The sequence below is a fragment of the Acinetobacter bohemicus ANC 3994 genome, assembly GCF_000367925.1.
In the GTDB taxonomy this organism is placed as follows: domain Bacteria; phylum Pseudomonadota; class Gammaproteobacteria; order Pseudomonadales; family Moraxellaceae; genus Acinetobacter; species Acinetobacter bohemicus.
Map to the genome: position 1 here is coordinate 51,560 of NZ_KB849166.1, position 21,604 is coordinate 73,163.

Annotated in this window: 21 protein-coding genes; 15 read left to right on the plus strand and 6 right to left on the minus strand. The window is 37.2% G+C overall.

All coding sequences use genetic code 11. The annotated features are described in order from the left end of the window. Positions 1 to 65 precede the first annotated feature (65 nt). Both F994_RS06395 and F994_RS06400 read left to right on the plus strand, forming a co-directional pair. Positions 66 to 1,004 (plus strand): hypothetical protein, encoded by a 939-nt coding sequence (locus F994_RS06395; RefSeq protein ID WP_004649407.1) that lies wholly within the window; start codon positions 66 to 68, stop codon positions 1,002 to 1,004. A gap of 4 nt (positions 1,005 to 1,008) precedes the next feature. Beyond that, the gene (locus tag F994_RS06400) at positions 1,009 to 1,920 is read left to right on the plus strand and encodes a hypothetical protein (protein WP_004649408.1); all 912 of its coding nucleotides are present in this window, start codon (positions 1,009 to 1,011) and stop codon (positions 1,918 to 1,920) included. Between the two features lie 50 nt (positions 1,921 to 1,970). Here the strand turns inward: F994_RS06400 and F994_RS06405 are convergent, their stop codons facing one another. Further along, positions 1,971 to 2,993, minus strand: coding sequence for a hypothetical protein (locus F994_RS06405; protein ID WP_034696810.1), 1,023 nt, complete (start codon positions 2,991 to 2,993; stop codon positions 1,971 to 1,973). A gap of 23 nt (positions 2,994 to 3,016) precedes the next feature. Here F994_RS06405 and F994_RS06410 point away from each other — a divergent pair, with 23 nt between their 5' ends. The 5 genes from F994_RS06410 to F994_RS06430 all read left to right on the plus strand — a co-directional run bounded on the left by F994_RS06410 (position 3,017) and on the right by F994_RS06430 (position 5,922). Further along, positions 3,017 to 3,370, plus strand: coding sequence for a hypothetical protein (locus tag F994_RS06410; protein ID WP_004649411.1), 354 nt, complete (start codon positions 3,017 to 3,019; stop codon positions 3,368 to 3,370). Positions 3,371 to 3,569: 199 nt separating this feature from the next. Next, positions 3,570 to 3,854, plus strand: a complete 285-nt coding sequence (locus F994_RS06415) for a hypothetical protein (protein ID WP_004649412.1) — start codon at positions 3,570 to 3,572, stop codon at positions 3,852 to 3,854. Next, positions 3,854 to 4,390, plus strand: coding sequence for a hypothetical protein (locus tag F994_RS06420; protein ID WP_004649413.1), 537 nt, complete (start codon positions 3,854 to 3,856; stop codon positions 4,388 to 4,390). The genes F994_RS06415 and F994_RS06420 overlap by 1 nt, the downstream gene beginning before the upstream one ends. 11 nt (positions 4,391 to 4,401) lie before the next feature. Then, the gene (locus tag F994_RS06425) at positions 4,402 to 5,475 is read left to right on the plus strand and encodes an ATP-binding protein (protein WP_004649414.1); all 1,074 of its coding nucleotides are present in this window, start codon (positions 4,402 to 4,404) and stop codon (positions 5,473 to 5,475) included. 177 nt (positions 5,476 to 5,652) lie between these two features. Beyond that, positions 5,653 to 5,922, plus strand: coding sequence for a pyocin activator PrtN family protein (locus F994_RS06430; RefSeq protein ID WP_004649416.1), 270 nt, complete (start codon positions 5,653 to 5,655; stop codon positions 5,920 to 5,922). Here F994_RS06430 and F994_RS06435 read toward each other — a convergent pair. Beyond that, entirely contained in the window at positions 5,897 to 7,051 is a 1,155-nt protein-coding gene (locus tag F994_RS06435) for a tyrosine-type recombinase/integrase (protein ID WP_004649417.1), read from the minus strand. The genes F994_RS06430 and F994_RS06435 overlap by 26 nt on opposite strands. A 190-nt stretch (positions 7,052 to 7,241) precedes the next feature. On the opposite strand from F994_RS06435, the gene F994_RS06440 reads away from it, so the two are divergent. The 5 genes from F994_RS06440 (at position 7,242) to F994_RS06460 (ending at position 12,615) form a co-directional block, all read left to right on the plus strand. Next, complete coding sequence (locus tag F994_RS06440) at positions 7,242 to 9,095, plus strand: ABC transporter ATP-binding protein (RefSeq protein ID WP_004649418.1); 1,854 nt, start codon at positions 7,242 to 7,244, stop codon at positions 9,093 to 9,095. Then, complete coding sequence (locus F994_RS06445) at positions 9,095 to 9,544, plus strand: MaoC family dehydratase (RefSeq protein ID WP_004649420.1); 450 nt, start codon at positions 9,095 to 9,097, stop codon at positions 9,542 to 9,544. Before F994_RS06440 ends, F994_RS06445 begins: the two co-directional genes overlap by 1 nt. A 110-nt stretch (positions 9,545 to 9,654) precedes the next feature. Beyond that, on the plus strand, positions 9,655 to 10,683 hold the full coding sequence (locus F994_RS06450) for a helix-turn-helix domain-containing protein (protein ID WP_004649421.1): 1,029 nt from the start codon (positions 9,655 to 9,657) through the stop codon (positions 10,681 to 10,683). Positions 10,684 to 10,754: 71 nt separating this feature from the next. Beyond that, on the plus strand, positions 10,755 to 11,129 hold the full coding sequence (gene gcvH / locus F994_RS06455; protein WP_004649422.1) for a glycine cleavage system protein GcvH: 375 nt from the start codon (positions 10,755 to 10,757) through the stop codon (positions 11,127 to 11,129). Between the two features lie 304 nt (positions 11,130 to 11,433). Then, positions 11,434 to 12,615: an MFS transporter gene (locus tag F994_RS06460; RefSeq protein WP_004649423.1), complete on the plus strand. Its 1,182-nt coding sequence runs from the start codon at positions 11,434 to 11,436 to the stop codon at positions 12,613 to 12,615. 162 nt (positions 12,616 to 12,777) lie between these two features. Here the strand turns inward: F994_RS06460 and F994_RS06465 are convergent, their stop codons facing one another. Together F994_RS06465 and F994_RS06470 are read right to left on the minus strand one after the other, a co-directional pair. Further along, positions 12,778 to 13,977 carry a PilT/PilU family type 4a pilus ATPase gene (locus tag F994_RS06465; protein ID WP_004649424.1) on the minus strand — a complete coding sequence of 400 codons (1,200 nt, stop codon included), beginning with the start codon at positions 13,975 to 13,977 and terminating at the stop codon, positions 12,778 to 12,780. Between the two features lie 293 nt (positions 13,978 to 14,270). After that, positions 14,271 to 15,332: a 3-deoxy-7-phosphoheptulonate synthase gene (locus tag F994_RS06470; protein WP_004649425.1), complete on the minus strand. Its 1,062-nt coding sequence runs from the start codon at positions 15,330 to 15,332 to the stop codon at positions 14,271 to 14,273. A gap of 636 nt (positions 15,333 to 15,968) precedes the next feature. On the opposite strand from F994_RS06470, the gene F994_RS06475 reads away from it, so the two are divergent. Then, positions 15,969 to 17,174 carry an amino acid aminotransferase gene (locus tag F994_RS06475; RefSeq protein WP_004649427.1) on the plus strand — a complete coding sequence of 402 codons (1,206 nt, stop codon included), beginning with the start codon at positions 15,969 to 15,971 and terminating at the stop codon, positions 17,172 to 17,174. Positions 17,175 to 17,583: 409 nt separating this feature from the next. On the opposite strand, the gene F994_RS06480 is transcribed toward F994_RS06475, so the two are convergent. After that, on the minus strand, positions 17,584 to 18,699 hold the full coding sequence (locus F994_RS06480; RefSeq protein WP_004649428.1) for an S-(hydroxymethyl)glutathione dehydrogenase/class III alcohol dehydrogenase: 1,116 nt from the start codon (positions 18,697 to 18,699) through the stop codon (positions 17,584 to 17,586). Positions 18,700 to 18,821: 122 nt separating this feature from the next. On the opposite strand from F994_RS06480, the gene F994_RS06485 reads away from it, so the two are divergent. After that, positions 18,822 to 20,375, plus strand: a complete 1,554-nt coding sequence (locus tag F994_RS06485; RefSeq protein WP_004649429.1) for a phospholipase D family protein — start codon at positions 18,822 to 18,824, stop codon at positions 20,373 to 20,375. Positions 20,376 to 20,382: 7 nt separating this feature from the next. Here the strand turns inward: F994_RS06485 and F994_RS06490 are convergent, their stop codons facing one another. Further along, the gene (locus F994_RS06490; RefSeq protein WP_004649430.1) at positions 20,383 to 21,000 is read right to left on the minus strand and encodes a class I SAM-dependent methyltransferase; all 618 of its coding nucleotides are present in this window, start codon (positions 20,998 to 21,000) and stop codon (positions 20,383 to 20,385) included. A 146-nt stretch (positions 21,001 to 21,146) separates the two neighbouring features. Between F994_RS06490 and F994_RS06495 the strand changes: the two genes are divergently transcribed. After that, a complete protein-coding gene (locus F994_RS06495) occupies positions 21,147 to 21,584 on the plus strand; it encodes a hypothetical protein (RefSeq protein ID WP_004649432.1) in 438 nt (145 codons plus the stop codon). Positions 21,585 to 21,604: the final 20 nt, after the last annotated feature.

A 21,604-nucleotide genomic window follows, 5' to 3' on the forward strand; every position in this document is an offset into this window, starting at 1 on the left:
GCCACGTGACTAAACGATAAAAGCAAGTGCATATTCAATATTATTAATTAATAGGTACTAATAAAATGACACAAGAACAAATTATTCAGTATTTACCTTCTTCGAATTATATAGAATACCTTCGCAGTTCTCCTGATGGTGTCTCAGGTTTAACTCACATGGCAAACGTTCAGTGGGAAGATGGCGTTGAAAGAGATTCTTGGGTAAAAATTTATGCTGGCAATAAACCTAGAAGCTTAATCAATGAAATGATTGGCTATCTCTTAGGCAGAGCTCTGAAGTTACCAATGCCACCAAGAGCGGGATTTTTATTAATAGAAACTAAAATACTTAATCCAAATTTAGTTAATGTACTTAGTGAAGTTGATCGCTATAGAGGATTTACATTTGCATGGGTAACTGAAGATGTAAAAGGAAAAAATCTTCGAATTGAAATTGATAAAAACCCATCAAGTTTAAACGTAATGGCTGAATACTTTAGTTCTTGTATGAAAGATTGGGAGCACTTAGCAAATTTAATTGCTTTTGACGACTGGATATTAAATACCGATAGAAATATGGGGAACTCGATTCATTTACCAGATAGAACATTCAGTCTTATAGATCATGGCGAATGTATGCATGGGGGGGACTGGAAAGAATCTCAACTTATTGATTATGATTGTCCCCATGTAGGTTTTGCTAATAATGTACATATAAAGTTATTACATGATAAACATGCTCCTTCAGATCTATTCCAGTACGAAAATACTATGCGTGATCTAGAAGAAGCGAAAATTCAGCATAAAAATGCCTTTCAAACAATTGAATCTGAATTAAAACTTCACCTTTACGATATGATTGGCGATGAAATAGTTGAAACAGGAATTGAAGAAGTCCCTACTTATTTAGTAATGGAAACTGTATTAGACTTTTTAAGGCAACGTGCCCAGAGCCTAAAGAAATTTAGTGAAAGGTATGATACATTTCTTTCATCTAATTCAATCACCCGCCCATTGAGTTAATATTATGAATAACTTCAAAGGTCTAGAAGATAAATTTAAAAAAAATAATTCACCTCAGCAAAATACTATCGACGGTCAATGGACTCAAATTCGATGGACACCTGATCTAATTACTAATGAACAAATATCAATAGGTGTATTTCTTGAAGAAAATGGATTCATTCACACCAAATTTATTGAGGATTATGGTCGTCTAGAATGTGTATACGGAAATGAGATTTCAAGTAACCTTGAACTAGCAATTGATTTAATAGAATATTTATTAAAAAGAGATTGGAAAAAGTCTGTATCTCCTCAATTGGTGTTTGACCATAGAGGATTTGCTCGCGGTGAATCTACACAAGCAATTCTAGAAAAATTATTTCTTCGTGCTGTACCTTTTGGAAAAGCCCATGATGTTCCAAATGATCATGGAGATCGCTTTCCAACTTATAGAACCTCAAACTTAATAACAGATATAAAATCACGAATTTTTAGCCAAATTGGTAATGATGTTTACAATATTTTTCCTGAAGAATCTTGGTTGGATATTAAGATTGGGAAAGATGTCCATCAAATTGATCTACCTATTCGCCCTTTTGGAACTAAACAAATTGGAAATATCAACTCAACGATTTATAAAACTTATGACAAGTTTGAAGTAAATTGTCTCACTGCACTTACAGATCTTCAATTAGCTAAGAAATGTGGCATGAGTGATGATGCTGTCCTGTTTACATTACTACCTAATGATTATTCATTAAGTTTATTACCAGAACAGGAACAAGAAAAGAGATCAAACTTTTTGAAAGAGTTTGAGTGGAAGTTAGAAATGAATGAAATAGTGCACCATAAATATTTCGAAGAATCTGATATTTCAAACAAGATCCTAAGTTGGGCAAAAAACTCAACTCCACTTCCAGATCTCTTTAATTAACATCAATTTGAAAACCCATGCTTATGATGGGTTTTCTTTCAAAACTATAATCAAACCATCTCTGAAATTGGATAGTATTCAACCTCAAAAATCCAAACAGAATTCACATTTTTTGTGATTGAACCACCAATGTCTAGACCTTTGTCTGCAATCTCTGCTGCAATTTTCCCGCCACCTGAAAAATTATCTTTAAATTTTAGACTTATTCGATGTTTAATCAAATGCCCATCTAATCGATCACGCGCCATTGTACGCAAGTCAGGATCAAATTCAGTCCATACTTTTAATTCTTCAGGGACAAAAGGCTCTTTTCTTGGCGGACCAAACTCACTACAAACCTCACGACTTACAGCCCCAGCCTTGTCAAATGTTGCACTTATCCCAATATTTGTACTGACTGCCTGCATTGCTTTCGTATTTACTTTTATAGCACCATTACTATCAAGAAATTTTGCATCCAAAAGGGTTATGCTTTTCGCACCTAATGTGCTTGCTAATGTTCTGAATGCAGCCTCTTTTTCACGTGCTAGTGTTAGTTCGTATTCACTTGGTCTAATGTAGAATTCTTCAAGCAAAGGATGCTTTATATAAAAACTACCATTCGTTGGCTTATCACCAATACCTAACTTTAATGATTTAGCATTTTCAGGATCAATACAAACTATTTCAGTAGATAAAGAAAGTTCATTCTGAATTTTTTTTAAAATTTTATCTTGCAAAAATTCAGTGTCATCTTGAACAGAAGATGACTTTTTCTGTCTTCTCGCTGTTGTTCCAGCAAGAATAATCGAATTTGCAACTGCTGATATTGGATTGAAACTAGTAAGAAGGGTTGTTACTCCAGCAATACTCATCTCAATCAATAATTTCTTGTCAAACTTAAGCTTTGATCCCTTTGCGAGCTCTAATAATTTTTGCTTATCGGCAACTAAAATCAACTCAGGCTTATTAGACATAATCCCCTCAACTTCATAATAATCTAGTATTTTTAATGATTTAATATTAACAAAGCCATAATTTAAATTGTAGCTAAAGATAGCCCAATTTTGCCAATTTCCATCTATAATCAGCACGTCAATAACAACAAAATCTAATCATGAGAACAATAGCTTTAACCTTAGTACTTTTATCTTCAATAATTGCCGGCTGTCAAAAACAACCTGATTCAGTTGCTGCTGAACCTAAACAAGATACTGCAACTATCAAACAATTTGATGAAGCAGATACCAAGATCGGTAAGTTTCTAGATCAACTTGATAACCCAAACACATCACTTGAAGTTAGAAAGCAAATTTTATGTGTTGATTACCCAAATGTGTACATTCAGCAATATGCCCCTGCTCTACTTAAACTTTCACCCAATGACTACACGCCAGACAAGTTGGATCATGATTTAGCAATCGCTCTGGATTACTACAAAGATAAATTCAATATACGATGTGAAAAATAGCGTTCTAACATTCAAAAAGCCCACTGCATCAGTGGGCTTTTTTAGCTGTGCAAAAATATAATATTAGGCAAATCTAAAAATAAATTAGGTATACCTATTGACTATATAATTAGGTTTGCCTAATATTTATCTCATGAACAACAAAAAAGCACATCGATCCTCTTACCTACCGATGTGCTTTGCAACTTACGAGGCAATTATGAATCAAACCGCATCCCATAGTCAAACCCCTGAGTTTGACACTAACAAAAGTCAAACGACTTCTGTTCTGTTTCAACCACCTAAACCTGAAGAAATTCGTCTTTCTTTCTGGTCCAAAGCAAAACCTGTGCTTAAAGAATTTGCAGCCATTGCTTTAATCGGTATCACTGTTGCATCGACGGTATTAACTGTTCGCAGTTGTTCAAATGATGTAGATCGTCAGCATGCTCAAGCGCTTAAACATCAATTGCAGTTTTCTGCATCGAATGAAGGAGCGCGCTAATGACTATTCAAACTATTAAGCAAACTTTAGCCCCTGCTCAAGTCTTTGAGGCTTTGGCCAAGGGTTTCAAAATCGACTTTGCAGAAGTAGAAACCAACGATTGGGAACCTTTAACTCCTCAAGTACGTTTAGGCTTTGCTGACTTATTTAGCGGCTTCATTAAGTTTCGTTTTGCTCAAACGCTAGATGAAGGTTTAAAACGTCAGGCTAAGGCTAAATCTGAAGAATACTTCTCTGAATTCGTTGGCTTAGATGGCGATAAGAATGAGCGCTATCGCGTTGGTAAAGACCGTCCAAGTTTCTATGTACTTAAACCGAGTGGTCGTAGTGGTATCAACCTTGATGGCTTCATTGTCTATAAAGAGCAGCAAGGCAATTTAACCCTTATAGAAAAAGCACCAGATTGGTTGGCCAAAGCATTACTGGTTGCCCGTAAAGCAAAACGTAATGCTGAGTATTACGACATTCTAAATAAAACTGGCCACTACCAATCTGACGATTATAAAAAATGGGCTAAAACCCATCGCTCGGTTTAAGGGGAAATATCATGACTGTATTTTTTAAACCCGCTCAACGTAAAAATGCAAAGTTACGTCTTGCTCTTGCTGGTCCTACTGGTTCAGGTAAAACCACGGGTGCTTTACTCATTGCCAAAGGTATTGGTGGTCGTATTGCTGTAGCTGATACAGAAAACAGCAGTGCTGAGCTGTACGATGATTTGGTTCCATTTGAACATGCCAATCTACAACCACCCTATACACCTGAAAAGTTTATCAGTGCTATTAAAGCTGCTGAACAGGGTGGTTTTGATACGCTCATTATTGACAGCATCACACATGAATGGTCAGGTGTTGGAGGTTGTTTGGAACTGGTAGATAAAATTGCCAAGACCTCTTTTAACAATAATTCTTGGGGTGCATGGAGTGAAGTAACGCCACGTCATCGCAAATTCATTGATGCCATGCTGCAATCCAGTATCAACATCATTGTGACGTTACGCTCCAAAATGGAAACAGTTCAGGTAAATGCTGGGAACAATAAAAAGAAAGTCGAAAAAGTGGGAATGAAGGCTGAACAACGAGATGGGATTGAGTATGAATTTACCACTGTTCTGGATCTTACTCATGATAACTATGCAGTATCAACGAAAGATCGCACGCGACTTTTCGCTGAAGCACGACCACTTTGTGAAAATGACGGCGTTCTGCTTAAAGAATGGCTGATATCAGGCTCTGCTGATGCCTGTATCAATGGCAATCAATATCTCGAACTTGAAGCGCTTATGCTGCAAGCAGGGATAAATATTGAAAACTATTGTTTGAAGCGTGGTCTAAATAGTCTCCATGACGTTAAGCAACAGATTTTTGAAGAGACCTGCCAAAGTATTCATTCGATGATTCAGAACCTTCAAAAAGCTCAACAGGCCAATGAAAAACAGATGCAGGCCGAAACAGATGCTCGACTTGAAAGTGATCATCAAACTGCACTGAAAGATATTCAACACGCAAAATCTATTAATGATTTGAATAAACCTGCGGACTATTTCCGAGGCACAAAGTACGAGCAATCTATTCTAAATGCTTGTCAGGCTAAGTCGGATATGGAGGGATGGTCAGCATGAATTACCACTACTCCACTATCACCCGGACACTAAAAGTGTTCGGGGTAAAAATGACACATATATTTAGCAATGTAGGTGTTGGTGAAATTGAAGAATTAGTCATTAATGCAAAATTGAAAGAAGCGACTTGGAGAGCTTGATGGGAAAAGTTGTTGAAAGTTTGAAGGAGGTGTCTTGATGGATAGTATGCAAATTAATACTGCGGATTTTCTATTTTTAAAATACCGGTCAATGACGGTAAGCCTTATGGAAATAGCAAAAGATTATTACCCGCACATTGGTAAGGCGGAATTACTAAGAAGGGCAAATAGTCAGGAGCTACCATTTTCTGTATTTAAAATGGATTCAAGTAAGCGTGCGCCATTTTTGGTGCACGTTAAAGATCTCGCTGACGCAGTTGATAAAGAGCGAGAAATAGCCGCTAAGAACTATGCTGCATTTCATTAATGAGATGCAGTATTTCATTTAAACTTAATGTGGCTTTTCTTTTCTTTAATGAGACATAGCGTTGCAGACTTTGCCATGAATCATGCAAACTGCATTGCTGGATCTGCGGAACTGTAAAGCCTTTTTCAGCTAAACGTGTACACCCCTCATGTCTTAAGTCATGAAAGCGTAGATCTTCAATTCCCAGATGTTTACATGCCATATGAAACTCAGTACTAATCGTTGCTGAACTAAAAGGAAGTAAGTATTTATCAGAATTTTTCGATTTAAATCGCTTCCTTATTTCTGGTCGCATCAAAATCTCAATAATTTTTTGGCATTCTTCAGATACAGAGAATTCTTTATTATTCCCCAAAGAACCTTTAGGTGTTTTAACATTCTTAATTTTCCAAGCATGTAGTTCCTGATCGTAATCTTTTAGCTCCATTCTTGTGAGCTCAGCTTGTCTACGGCATGAAAACACAGCAAACATAATAATTAAATGCATTGGATAACGTTTGAACCCTCTGTTTTCCCATTTTTCATGAAAATGGACTATCAGCTGTTGTAGTTCAGCATTTGTCGGAAGTCTATCTCTTATTCTACTTGCTGATATCTGTCTAGTTTTGCGTAGCTGTGCTGTTGTACGGTCAAATGCATTTAAATCTACAGGTGTTTCCCACATGACTGATGCATGTGTCAGGACACTACGTATCTGCAATAATTCATGAAGAATAGTACTAGGTACTACAGGGCCAACCTTTACTCTTGGACAATATGTTTTCCTTAAAGCAACATGGTCAGATAAGTCCATACTGTTCAATTTCATGATAGACTTTTTAGCGATTGGGAATTTCTTGATCAGCTTTAAGGCATTTACTTTTGTTTTGCTATAGACCCCTTCCGTTTCATTTAGATATAAATCTATGGCATCAGAAAGCTTTATGCTTTTCTCATGTTGATTACCGTACAGAATATTAGGATTATTCTCGATTTCAACCTCACGCTTTTTGACCCACTTTTCAGCAATGCGTTTTGTACTGAAAGTTTTACTTTCTTTATATGCAGGAAAGTCTTTGCGGTTTATGCGTATTTCGGCTCTGTATCGTAAAGTCCCGTCTGAGAGTGATCTTTGAACTATTGTTCCCATAAAATTTACGCCTTGAGCATTTTTTTCATTATGGCGTAAATCAGGGCGTAAATATAAACACGTTCGCGCAGCAAAATCGGTGTTCACACAGGTTCAAACGTGTAGTAAGCTATCAATCAAATTATTGTTTTTAATATGAAAATTGTAAATTACTGAAATTTAATATTATTAAGGTTTAAAGGTGTAACTTATGTTGAAGTGGTTTGAAAAACTTGTCGATCCTTATCCATCTAAAGGTTTAACCGAACCCCTTCCAACCCGTTTCTTTCCTTTCGTTTGGCAAGCGGCAACAGGTGTTCGCCCCTATTTATTATTGTTGGTCTTATGTACTGCCGGAGCTGCAAGCTTTGAAGCAGTACTTTATGCAAAAATTGGCGATTTAGTAAATTGGTTAAGCAAAAGCCAACCTGAAACTTTCTTAGCTGAACATACCCAAAATTTGACCTTTTTGACCTGTATTCTTTTTGCCAATATTTTCTTTGCAAGTTTTCAATCCATTATTAAACATCAGATTCTTTACAGCACCTTTCCAATGCGCCTACGTTGGCGCTTTCATAATTTATTACTACAGCAAAGTTTGGATTTTTTTCATAATGATTTTGCTGGTCGCTTATCGGCTAAAGTTATGCAAACTTCGCTCGCAGTACGTGAATTTTGGGTGATTTTAGGTGACATGCTAGCTTATGTCGTGATCTATTTTGTGACCATTAGCTTTGTTTTGGGCGCAATTTCCCCAATGTTAATTTTGCCTCTAATGCTTTGGTTAGTGTTGTTTATTGCGGCAGCTTGCTTTTTCATTCCTCGTTTAAGCCGAATCTCCAATAAACAAGCCGATGCTCGTGCAGTCATGACAGGGCGCGTAACCGATGCTTACACAAACATTCAAACCGTTAAATTATTTGCCCATGCGGGTCATGAAAGCCAATATGCCAAAGAGTCTATGCAAGGCTTTATGACTACGGTTTATCAGCAAATGCGTTTAGGGGTGCAGTATGAAGTTAGCATTAACTTATTGAGTGTGGTTTTATACGTTGGAGTTTTAGGCACAGCCATTTGGCTTTGGATCAACGGGCAAGCGGAATTGGGGATTATTGCGGCAACGACCGCCATGATTTTAAAACTCAATAGCATTGCTGAATTTATGATGTGGCAAACCTCTGCACTCTTTGAAAATGTCGGAACTATTCAAGATGGCATGAAAACACTGGGGCGCCCTATTAACATTCAAGACAAAAAAGATGCTTCCCCATTACAAGTGCCGCAGGGTGAAATTAAATTTGAAGATGTCAGCTTTGCTTATAGCAATAAAAATGTGATTGATCATTTAAATTTAACCATCAAACCGGGTGAAAAAATTGGTATTGTCGGTCGTTCTGGCGCTGGAAAATCGACTTTAATTCAATTGTTATTGCATTTTTATGAGATCAACCAAGGTCGTATTTCGATTGATGGTCAGGACATTCAAGATGTAACCCAAGACAGTTTGCGTAAAAGTATTGCCTTGGTGACCCAAGACACCTCTTTATTACACCGCACTGTGGCTGAAAACATTAAATATGGTCGTCCCAATGCAACAGATGAACAAATGTTTGAAGCTGTTCGCAAAGCCAAAGCAGAAGATTTTATTCCTCAACTCACCGACTTACGGGGTAAATCGGGCTATGAAGCTTATGTCGGTGAGCGCGGTGTAAAACTCTCTGGTGGACAACGTCAACGCATTGCCATCGCACGCGTATTTTTAAAAGATGCGCCTATTTTAATTTTAGATGAAGCCACCAGTGCTTTAGACTCTGAAGTTGAAGCTGCAATTCAATCCAGTTTGGATGAATTAATGAAAGGAAAAACTGTCATCGCAATTGCGCATCGACTTTCAACCATTGCACAAATGGATCGTTTGATTGTATTAGATCAAGGACATATTGCAGAACAAGGTACGCATGATGAACTGGTCGCGCTAGGTGGGATTTATGCACATTTATGGCAAAGACAAACTGGCAGTTTTTTAATTGAGCAACAAGCTTTGAAGAAAAAGGAATTGGATTAATGTTGTATTTAGAAGATATAAAACTGGGTGATTGTTTCATGAGTCGTGAATATGAAATGACATTAGAAGAAATTAAACAATTTGCCCATGCTTATGATCCACAAGTTTTTCATACCGATGAAGATCAAGCCAAAGATCATCCTATTTTCCAAGGTATTGCCGCAAGTGGGTGGCATACTTCTGCGGTAACGATGCGCTTATGGACAGAATGTTTTCCTGTCGCTTACGGACTGATTGGTTCAGAATCTAGTATTCGCTGGCCAAGACCGACTCGTCCTAACGATAAAATTCGTGTTGAAGTTGAAATTGTTGCGATTACGCCATCAAAAACCAAAACTGACCGTGCTATCGTGACCTATGTAACGCAAACATTGAATCAAAATGATGATGTTTTATTAATTTCTACAACAAAAATTGTGGTCTTTAAAAAAGAATTTAAAGCGGCTTAATTTGAAGACTTTAAAATAATTGTCGAACAATTTTAATAGAATACTGTTTCTTTTCATGCCAATATGAAAACCAACAAATAGAAAAACAACGAAAGTGCAATGGATAGCGCATGAAAACGATTTCTCCAAAACAAGATCAAGGAATCCCCGGTGTTTACGGTCTGCTCCTCTTAGATGTGGTGTCTCGTTGGGGCTACAATGCAGAAGCATTGTTTACACCCTTTCATTTAAACAGTGAGTTATTGGCAGATCCAAATTTTCGCATTCCGACATCGGTTGCAAATGAGCTGGTGAAACATGCATTACGCTTAACAGGAGAACCAACTTTAGGTTTTCATTTGGGTACGCAAATGCGCATCTCGATTCATGGTTTTATTGGCTATGCCATTATGACTGCACATGATATTACCGATGCTTTGGTGTTAGCCAACCGCTTTATTCAGCTGCGTATGCCCTTTTTACAGCTTTACTTTTCCACCTTTGGCGAGAAAGCAACGCTGCAATTACAATGTGATTTTGATATTGAGCCTTTACGGACGGAAATTACCATTGCTCTGACGTTTGGCATCATCACTATGGCAAAGGCTTTAACAAGTTGTGATGATTTATCGGGTGATATAGATTTTGATTTTGCTCAACCCTCTGGTTTTGAACGCTATATCAATAAGTTTCCATCACATAACTTCCGTTTTGAACAACCGCATTTATTGTCAAGTTTTGATAAAAAATACCTCAGTTTCAAAATGGTGAATGCTGACCCAATTGCCAGCCAAATTGCGATTAATCAATGTGAAGCTGAATTGTCTGCATTAGGTGAACGCCGCCGTCTAGCTATGCGTGTACGTGACATTTTGACCAATTCAGAACAACATTATTTAAGTATTGAAAATGTCGCAGACCGTTTACATATGTCTGATCGGACTTTAAAACGTCAGTTGGCTGCCGAAGGAACTTCTTTTTCAACCTTAGTTGATGAAGTTCGCTATCGTCATGCAACATCGCTCCTTTCACGAACAGATTACACCTTAGAACTCATTGCAGATGAACTTGGCTACAGCGATGTTGCCAATTTTAGTCGGGCATTTAAGCGTTGGAGTGGTCGTAGCCCAAGCAATTGGCGTAAAGATCCTTATTTATAAACTTTCGTTTTGATCAAAAAACATGTATAAAACATGGAAAAAATGATTTGAATATTTTAAAGGAGTCATCAATGAATCATCCTTCAGAATTGAAGTATGCAAGCACTCACGAATGGGTCAAAATTGAAGGTGATCTGGTCATTACCGGTATTTCTGACCATGCACAGGATGCATTAGGCGATTTAGTGTATGTAGAAACACCTGAACTCGGTCAGCAAATTACCGCAGGTCAGCAAACAGGTGTGGTCGAATCGGTGAAAACAGCGTCCGATATTCATGCGCCGATTTCAGGTGAAGTGGTTGAAGTAAATTCAAGCCTTGAAGATGATCCAGACTTTGTTAATGATGACCCTTATGGTAAGGGCTGGATTTATAAAATTAAGCCAAACAACATAGCAGATATAGAAAAACTACTCTCAAGCAGTGAATATGAAGCAGGCTTATAAACCTCGTCTTCAGCATCAAAAATCAGCCTTTATGGCTGATTTTTTTTATTTATGTGGATTTATAATAACTATCAACTAAAAATCATAATATGATTTTTTATTAAAAATAATTATTAATTTTTTACTATTTTAATTAACAATTCTTAAAAAGATATACTTTTCAACAAAAATAATTTAAGATCTATAGCGTCTAACGACGATTTGACTTATCTCTAATCATGACAACAATGATCTTCCTAGCTTAAAAATAATTGTTTGATAAGCCTCATCAGCCGTATATCACTTATGATTATCTAGGTAAATTATGTCTTCAGAGAATGCCGAACAACTGTGGAATAAATCTTTTATTCTATGTCTAGCCAATAACCTTTTTTTGTTTGTGTTTTATTTTGCACAGACGACTATCTTGCCGATTTATATTTTAAATGAATTACATGGCACGTTAGCACAAGCTGGGCTAGCCATGACCTTATTCATGGCATCATCCATTGCAGTTCGTCCCTTTAGCGGATTAATCATTGAGAAATTTGGACGTAAAAAAACACTCTATATTTCCGAAGCCTTATTTTGTCTATTCTCTTTTGCCTATTTATTCGCAGATAATCTGACTATTCTCTTGGTCATTCGATTCTTACATGGAATTTGGTTTAGTATTTTAACCACTGTGACCGTCCCGATTGCCAATGACTTTATTCCTGCAAAACGTAAAGGCGAAGGCATGGGATATTTTGTCATGTCGATTAATTTAGGTGTTGTCCTTGGGCCACTCATCGGCCTTACTTTGATTCAACCCTTTGCATACACCACAGTTGCAGGAATTCTTGCTGCAATTATTTGCCTCGGTTTTATTTTTTGCTTCATGATTCCAATTCAAGCAGAAACTAAATCAGTAATCACTCAAGTAAAGCGCCGTTTAACGCTGCAAGATTTTGTCGAGAAAAAAGCGCTACCTGTTTCCATTATGGCAATGCTCGTTTCCTTTTCTTATGCCAGTATTATGTCGTTTATTTCAACCTTTGCGGAATCAAAAAATTTACTGCCCTACGCCAGTTTATTTTTTGTGGTCTTTGCCATTTCAATGATGAGTTTACGACCCATTACAGGGAAAATTTATGATCGAAAAGGGGCAAATTATGTGGTTTATCCTGCCATTGCCCTGTTCTCAATTGGGCTAATCATTTTAAGTCAAATCAATTCCGTCGCGGGTTTAATGATTGCTGCGATATTTATCGGAATAGGTTTTGGTTCAGCTCAGCCTTGTTTACAAACCCTTTCTATTCAGCGTTCAGCGAAAGATCGAATTGGACATGCAACATCTACCTTTTTTACCTGTTATGACTTAGGTATTGCACTTGGATCAATTTTATTGGGTCTTGTGATTGCTCAGCAAGGTTATAGCTTTGCCTATTTACTTTGTGCATGCATTACCGCATTAAGCTTAGTATTTTATAAATTATATGTAGACCATCCCAAAGAAGCTCAATAATTCAAAGTCATGATTGCATGAGTAAAAGATAGGCGTATTGCAAAAAATTGAACATTTTAAGCGCTATAAATCGCCTCATTTCTAAGTCTCAATAAAATGGGCATGATCCAAAATTTGAATCATGCCCATTTAATCAATGACCGCACTAGAAATCTATTTTTTTCAACTGGAAGTCACAGATTCCTGTTTCGTATCGCTTTCATCGGCATCACCTTCTGGTTTCATGCTAAATGATGAAGCTGGAGTTGCAGCGGCTTGATCTGCTCGGGTACTTTTTAATTTAATCTGTAAACGTAATTCATTCATCGAGTCAGCATTACGCAAGGCTTCTTCATAACTAATTGAACCCTCATTATAAAGATCAAATAAAGCCTGATCGAAAGTTTGCATGCCCAGTTCGCGTGACTTTTTCATGATTTCTTTAAGTTCATGAAGCTGACCTTTAAGAATGTTATCGCCAATCAAGGGTGTATTAAGCAAAATTTCAATGGCCGCACGACGTCCACGACCATCTTGAGTACGGACTAAACGCTGAGAAATAATCGCTTTCATATTTGAAGATAAATCCATCAACAATTGATTTTTTCGTTCTTCAGGGAAAAAGTTAATGATTCGATCTAGCGCTTGATTGGCATTATTGGCGTGCAAAGTGCCTAAACATAAATGCCCTGTTTCAGCAAAGGCAATGGCGTGTTCCATGGTTTCCGTATCACGGATTTCACCAATCAAAATTACATCAGGTGCTTGGCGTAAAGTGTTTTTCAAAGCATTGTGCCATGAATGACTATCGACGCCCACTTCGCGGTGGGTAATCATCGACTTCTTATGTTTATGTACATATTCAACCGGATCTTCAACCGTAATAATATGCCCTGCCGAATTTTCATTACGATGATCAATCATGGCAGCTAAAGACGTCGATTTACCCGAACCTGTTGCACCCACAACGAGCACTAGGCCCCTTTTTGCCATCATGACATCTTTTAACGATTCAGGTAATTTTAACTGCGCAAAATTTGGAATTTCTGCGGTAATGGTACGAATCACCATACCCACTTGTAATTGTTGCTGAAACACATTAATACGAAAACGCGAAACATTGGGAACACTAATGGCAAAATTACACTCAAGTTCTTTTTCAAATTCCTGTCGTTGAGTCTCATTCATTAAACTATAGGCAAATAATTTAGTTTTATCGGCAGTTAAAGCCTGTTGCCCAATAGGTTTCATCAATCCTTGATGCTTAATACTTGGTGGGAAATCTGCTGAAATAAATAAGTCAGACCCGCCATATTCCACAACTTTGGTCAGCATATGAAATATTATTTTACGCGCTTCTTCCAATAATTCCGCACTGTACATACTCTTCCCCATTAAACATTATTTAAATGTACTAAATAACAATTGCATATCGTTAGTTATGTATTTATTAAACAATTAGTTATTACTTAGTATCAATTTTTAATATTGTGCATAAAGAAGTGCGATGACTCAAATTTGTTAATTTTAATTGGTTAAAAGAATTTTAAAAAACTGTATATCGCATCAACAAAGCCATGATCTAAATTTAAACATCTAACATAAATGGACAGATTTAAAAGAATGAAGCCCTTTTAAAAGAGCTTCATTGCAACATAACCATGTTTTGAGTCGTATTAAGCACTACGTTTCAATTGAGAAATACGTAGTGAATCTGCAACGTCCAATAAAAGTTGATGTGTTTTATCCCAACCTAAACAACCATCTGTTACAGATTGACCATAAGTCATATCACATGAAATTTTTTGCTGACCATCAACCAAATGGCTTTCTAACATCACACCACGCACATTGCTGTGTACACGTTCAGCCACAATAGTACGTAAAACTTCAGCTTGTACTAATGGGTTTTTATGACTGTTTCCATGACTACAATCAATCACTAACGCAGGTAATTCAGCTTTGCTTTTTGCTTTAATTTTTTCAATTTCAGCCAATTGATAATTAGGACCTGAGTTTGCACCACGTAAAATCAAATGCGCTGCTCTATTGCCTTGTGATTCCAAAATACAAGGTAAGCCAGACTGGCTCATGCCCATGAACTGGTGTGAATGAGAAGCAGATTGAATCGCATCAAGTGCAATTTGAATTGAGCCATCCGTGCCATTTTTGAAACCAATGCTGTACGGCATGTGGCTTGAAATTTCACGATGAATTTGTGATTCACTTGTACGTGCACCAATTGCACCCCAAGCCAGTAAGTCATCGAAATAAGCCGTTGCCATAGGGCTTAAAATTTCAGCTGCAATCGGCAAGCCCATATCGATAATTTGTAAATATAACTCACGTGATTTTTCTAAGCCCAATTGCATATTCGATGAATTATCTAAATTTGGGTCATATAGAAAACCTTTCCAACCAATCGTAGTACGTGGTTTTTCAATATATGCACGCATGACAAGGAAAATTTGATCTGAGACTTGGCTTTGTAATTGTTGTAATTTTTGAGCATATTCAAGTGCAGAAATGGGGTCATGAATTGAACATGGACCTGTAACAATCATCAAACGATGATCTTTGCCTTCTAAAATATTTTGAATGGTCTGACGCTGATCAGCAATTTGTTGCGCCAATTTTGTAGACAAAGGCAATTGCGCCTTCAATTGATGAGGCAAGCTTAAGATGGTTTCTTTTGTAGTCGTTTGAGTTTGTTGTAAAGCAGTATTTAAAGCATTCATGGAACTTTCCTAGGGACTGTTTTTTCAGTCCAATCTTTTATTTGAGCGTTATGGGTCTAATGGATTGCGTCATCATTTGATTAAAGTAAAACCAATAAAAGTTGCTAAAATATGAATAATTTAATGTTTTCATGGGGTAACTCCAAAAAGTGTAAAAAAATAAAGCATAAAAAAACCTGATCAGGGTTGCCGATCAGGTGTTAACTTGGTGGGCAACCATTTCTTGCCCGAACGCATTCAGGCAATTATCTAAATTGCCAAAAATAATAAGTCGCGTTTGAGATTACTGGTTGCTTTAACATCTTTATTTCTTCAAAAAAGTATGTGTCTTGAGATAAAAATACGCTGTATTTATCCATTTGACAATAGTTTTATACAAAAAAAATGACATAAATCAGTTAATCTTTACTTAGATCTATCAAACATTTTTCATTCAGGTCAAAGCCATCAAATGTATTTCGCCCTAAACACAGCAAATGCTTGATTCAACATATCCTATTTTGAATCAGTTCTTTCTAAAAAAATAAGAAAGTTTAAAAATAAGAAAATAACGGACAATCCATTGGCATTAAAAGATAAAATACGATCTATAGCAAAAGCTTAATTTGTTTACTACATATAATGAAGGATGTATTCATGTTCCAACATGTTGATACTTATGCAGGTGATCCGATTCTTTCTTTGATGGAAGAATTTGGTAAAGATGAACGAACAGAAAAAGTTAATTTAAGCATTGGGCTTTATTACAATGAGGACAATATTGTTCCGCAATTAAATGCCATTAAAGCTGCATATAAAAACATTGAACCAAGCAATGACAAGGTCAAACTATATTTACCGATGGATGGGTTGAAGTCGTATAACGCGGCAACTCAAGCCCTTGTTTTGGGTAAAAATAGTCAAGCTCGCTTAGATGGTCGTGCGGTGACCATTCAAACTTTAGGAGGTTCTGGTGCACTTAAAGTGGGTGCAGATTTCTTAAAAAAATATTTTCCTGAATCCGATGTTTGGGTCAGCCAACCGACTTGGGAAAACCATATTGCGATCTTTAATGGTGCAGGGATTCACTCGCACTTTTATCCTTACTTTGATGCTGCAACCAACGGTGTCAATGTTGCTGAAATGCTGGAAAAATTAAGCAAACTTCCGGCTAAAAGCATTGTATTATTACACCCTTGTTGTCATAACCCGACAGGTGCAGATTTAACGCCTGCGGAATGGGATCAAGTGATTGACGTCTTAAAAAAACAAGACCTAATTCCATTTTTAGATATTGCCTATCAAGGTTTTGGTCAGGGTTTAGAAGAAGATGCCTATGCGATTCGCGCTTTAGATCAATCAGGCATGAATTTTATTGTCAGTAATTCATTCTCTAAAATTTTCTCGCTTTATGGTGAGCGTGTGGGTGGTTTAACATTTGTCTGTGATGATCAAGCCACGGCACAAAAAGTATTGGGTCAGCTTAAAGCCACCGTACGTCGTATCTATTCAAGCCCAGCCACGACGGGTGCCTTATTGGTCGATAACGTGCTGAATGATGCGAATCTCACTGCACAGTGGGAAGCAGAGCTGAAAGAAATGCGCGAACGTATTATTAAAATGCGTCAAATTTTAAATGAAAAATTAAGCCAAGCATTGCCTGCACATGACTTTAGCTATTTGGTTAAACAACAAGGTATGTTTAGCTACACCGGTTTAACGGCTGAACAAGTCGATATTTTAAAAGACAAATACGGCATTTATTTAGTGCGTAGTGGACGTATGTGTGCGGCGGGTTTGAACTTAAATAATATTGATTATGTTGCTGAATCTATTGCTGAAGTGATTAAAGCAACTGCTTAAAATACGCTGCTAAAAAAACGGGCAAATTGCCTAATGCCAGTCAGTTAAGAAATTGATTGGCATTTTTTGAATTCAAAATAATATTCGATACGCGAAAACGTCATCCGCAACTGTTCGAGGCAAAACTATTTTAGAAAAGTAAGTTTTCTGTGATCAATTAATCAACAAAAGGTATTTGACGAGTTTTGCGGTGAGGCGCACTGCGCCGCAAGATGCCTTTCTTGCGAACTCAAAATATATTTTGAGTTTCTCATTTGGGCTTATCCAAAGTAATAAATTAGCTCCAAGTATTTGATTTAAAAATATAAGACTCCGTCGTGAATAACTAAAAAGCTAAGGAGTTAATTGTAACCCCCTTAACTAATCAGCATTAGGCAATCTGCCCGTTTTTTATATTGCGCAAAATGAATTAATCTTGAAAATGCACCACGGAACGAATAGATTTACCTTCATGCATCAAATCAAAAGCTTCATTAATTTGATCTAGCCCCATGGTATGCGTGACAAAAGGTTCAAGCTGAATGTCACCTTTCATTGCATCTTCAACCATTTTAGGCAGTTGAGAGCGCCCTTTTACGCCACCAAATGCAGTGCCTTTCCAAGTACGGCCAGTGACCAGTTGGAATGGGCGAGTCGAAATTTCCTGACCTGCACCTGCCACACCAATAATCACAGATTGTCCCCAGCCACGGTGCGCACATTCAAGCGCTGAACGCATAACATTGACATTACCAATACATTCAAATGAATGGTCTACGCCCCAGTCTGTCATTTCCACAATCACTTGTTGAATCGGCTTGTCATAGTCTTTTGGATTTAAGAAGTCAGTCGCACCAAACTCTTCAGCCAGTTTGAATTTTTCTGGGTTCATATCAACCACAATAATACGACCTGCTTTGGCTTGACGCGCGCCTTGTACCACAGCAAGACCAATACCACCTAAGCCGAAGACTGCGACTGAATCACCCTCTTGCACTTTAGCCGTATTATGTACAGCGCCAATCCCTGTTGTTACACCACAGCCCAACAAACAGACATGTTCAGGATTTGCATCAGGATGAATTTTCGCCAAAGATACTTCAGCAACCACGGTATATTCACTAAAGGTTGAACAGCCCATGTAATGATAAATTGGCTGACCATTATAAGAAAAACGTGTCGTACCATCAGGCATCACACCTTTACCTTGAGTCGCACGAACAGCCACGCAAAGATTGGTTTTTCCAGATTTACAGAATAAACACTCGCCACATTCAGCCGTATACAGTGGAATGACATGATCACCCGGTTTGACACTGGTTACGCCTTCACCCACTTCAACCACAATACCGGCACCTTCATGACCCAGTACCGCTGGAAATACACCTTCAGGATCATCACCCGACAAAGTAAATGCATCGGTATGGCAGACACCTGTATGGGTAATTTTAACAAGAACTTCGCCCGCCTTGGGTGGAGCGACATCCAGCTCGACAATTTGAAGCGGTTCACCTGGACCAAATGCGACTGCTGCACGTGATTTCATAACAGAGCTATCCTTTATTTAGTTCTTTAACAGATGAGCTACAGTAACCGCTTTTTATTATCAGATTCAACCTTTAACATGATGATAATATGTACTTATAACTTAATGACACCATAATAATTATGCTAATTAAACCATTCACTCATGCTGTCATGTTTTCTTTAGCACTCATTACGTTGACGGGGTGTAGTTTGCCTATGAATCAATCAAATAAACAACCGCCTATTCAAATTCATGCGGAACACTGGTTAAACGGTTCAAATGTCGACACGCAAATGTCGCAAGGCTTAACGGCTTATTTGGCTTTAGATGATGCCTTTAGCAGCATTGCCTCAAGACTACATCTGATTAATAAAGCAAAATATAATATCGATTTACAGTATTACATTTGGGAAGATGATTCGATTGGGCATCTCATGCTGGCTGAACTTTTAAAAGCAGCAGATCGTGGGGTCAAGGTTCGGCTGTTGATTGATGATCAGAACGGAACCAAACTTGATGCCACCTTAAAACAACTTGCAGCACATCCAAATTTTGAAATTAAATTATTTAATCCTTATAAATTCAGAAAACTACGCGTCATTGATTACGCATTTCGTTTAAAACATATTAATCATCGTATGCACAATAAACTCATTATTGCCGATGGCGCAATTGCGGTTACTGGTGGTCGTAATATTAGCCGTGAATATTTTGATGCGAGTGATAATTTCCAATTTACCGATATGGATATTTTGTTCTATGGCACTGCTGTTCAGCATGCCAATGACGTTTTCCATGAGTTTTGGAATGACAACTTAAGTTATTCAGTGCCACAACTTTTGGGCAATGGCAATCAAGAACAGCTTGCTAAATTGCGTCAGTATTATGAACTTACTGCTTTACAAAAAGATCAGTTAAAAAAACGCATTGAATTAGCCGAAAAACAAATCAATAAACACTTAAAAGATCGTCCTATTAATTGGGCAAAAGCTCATTTTATTGCAGACTCACCAAATAAAATTCGTGGCGAGGCGACCAAGGATCAGCTTATTTATCGCCAAATGCTCAATATTATGGGAGAACCGAAGCAGCATCTGGAATTAGTTTCAGCCTATTTTGTACCTACACGTAAAGGTACAGACTATTTAGTTAATCTAAGCAAAAATGATGTCCGGATTAGAATTTTAACCAACTCATTTCTTGCCAATGATGTCGCCGTGGTGCATGCCTTTTATCAAAAATATCGTCATGATTTACTGCAAAATGGCATTAAACTATATGAATTTAAACCCTATATTGAACGTAATAAACGGACTTGGTATGAAGTGGTCACAGGAAATGTCATTCCTGCCAAAGGTAAAAATACATCTAGCTTACATGCCAAATTTTTTGATATAGATGGCATGGTCTTTATTGGTTCATTTAATTTCGACCCTCGTTCAGCCAATTTAAACAGCGAAGTCGGACTTGTGGTCGAATCTGATGTTCTACAAAAGTATATTTCCAAATCACTGGATCAATATTTACCACAAATTGCCTACGAATTAAAATTAAATAAACAAGGCGAAATCATTTGGCTTGATCAGCATAAAGATGGCTCAATTGTAGAATATAAACATGACCCAGAAACGACGAAATTTCAACGCTTTGCTATGCAAGCGGTATCCTACTTGCCGATTGAATGGATGATGTAATGACAAATTAATGACATTTAAATACACATAAGCCTTTTATTTCGAGTGAAATTTCAATCTGTGTAAACCCTGCCTGCTGCAAACTGACTAAATGCTCTTGTTTTGACATATAAAGTTCATTATTGGTCATGGCACTTTCAGCAAATAAATGATCACATAGCAAATAAGTTGCATTCGGGTTAAGCAGTGTTGTTTTTACAATATGATGAAAATCCATTGCATATGCTTTATGGCGTAGCTCGTGCAAAGCTTGATGCATAATGATGACATCATATGTAGTGAGTGGATCGACCCAATCGGGTTGTTTAAAATCTCCAACCACATAACGGGTTCTTTGTAACTCATTTGCAAGCAGTCTATTTCTTGAAAGATCATGCATCGCTTCAGAAAAGTCAAAAGCAGTATAGTGAATATTCGGACATCTTTCTAAGAGGTGTTTAGCCAAATATCCGGGGCCAGCGCCAATTTCTAAAACATTTCTAGCATTTGACTGTTGTATCAGCTCGGCATAATAATCAAAAAATGCATATCGCCATGGCCTTTTGACATTCACTTCATTTGCCCATTGCGCTGCATCTTCAGGTTTTCTTAAATCAATGGGGCTAGCAACTTCTTTTATTAACATTGTTTGTTAGAACGTATAAGGTTTTGATTTATATTTATACATAAATTCAATCCAGCTTTGCAAAGGTTTTACTCATCTGCCCCTTTGCTTTAACATTTCACTTTTCGAGTATTAAACTCTTTTTCTCCTGATTGTGACTCTCTCCCATGCAGTTTTTTGATTTAAGCCGTCAATTTAATTTAAATGATATTTTATTGCCTTATAAAACCCTCGATGATTTAGGTCGCCAAGAATGGTTTTTGTCTAAAGTTCGAGTAGAACATAACTGTTTATCTGAAAGTGATCTTTTAGAAGGTCAAGTCGTTTTAAAGTCGAATGAAAATATTCAAATTGAACTCGAGTGGCTTATTTTAGATACAGGATTTGAACTTCAGGTTTTATTCAAAGGTATTGAAACTGAAACCAATGAAGAAACGCTACTCTTGGTCAAAGGTGCGCAAATCATTGATATAGAAAAGAAGAAAATTTCTGCACAAGCTTTAAGTTTGTGGCTAGATAGCACGCTCCTCCCAATGTTGCCAAAAATCCGTACAGAAATTAAAGCACGTTTAAATCTGTGGGATTATGTCGAGTATGACAATTAAATTTTATTGGAAAAAAACCT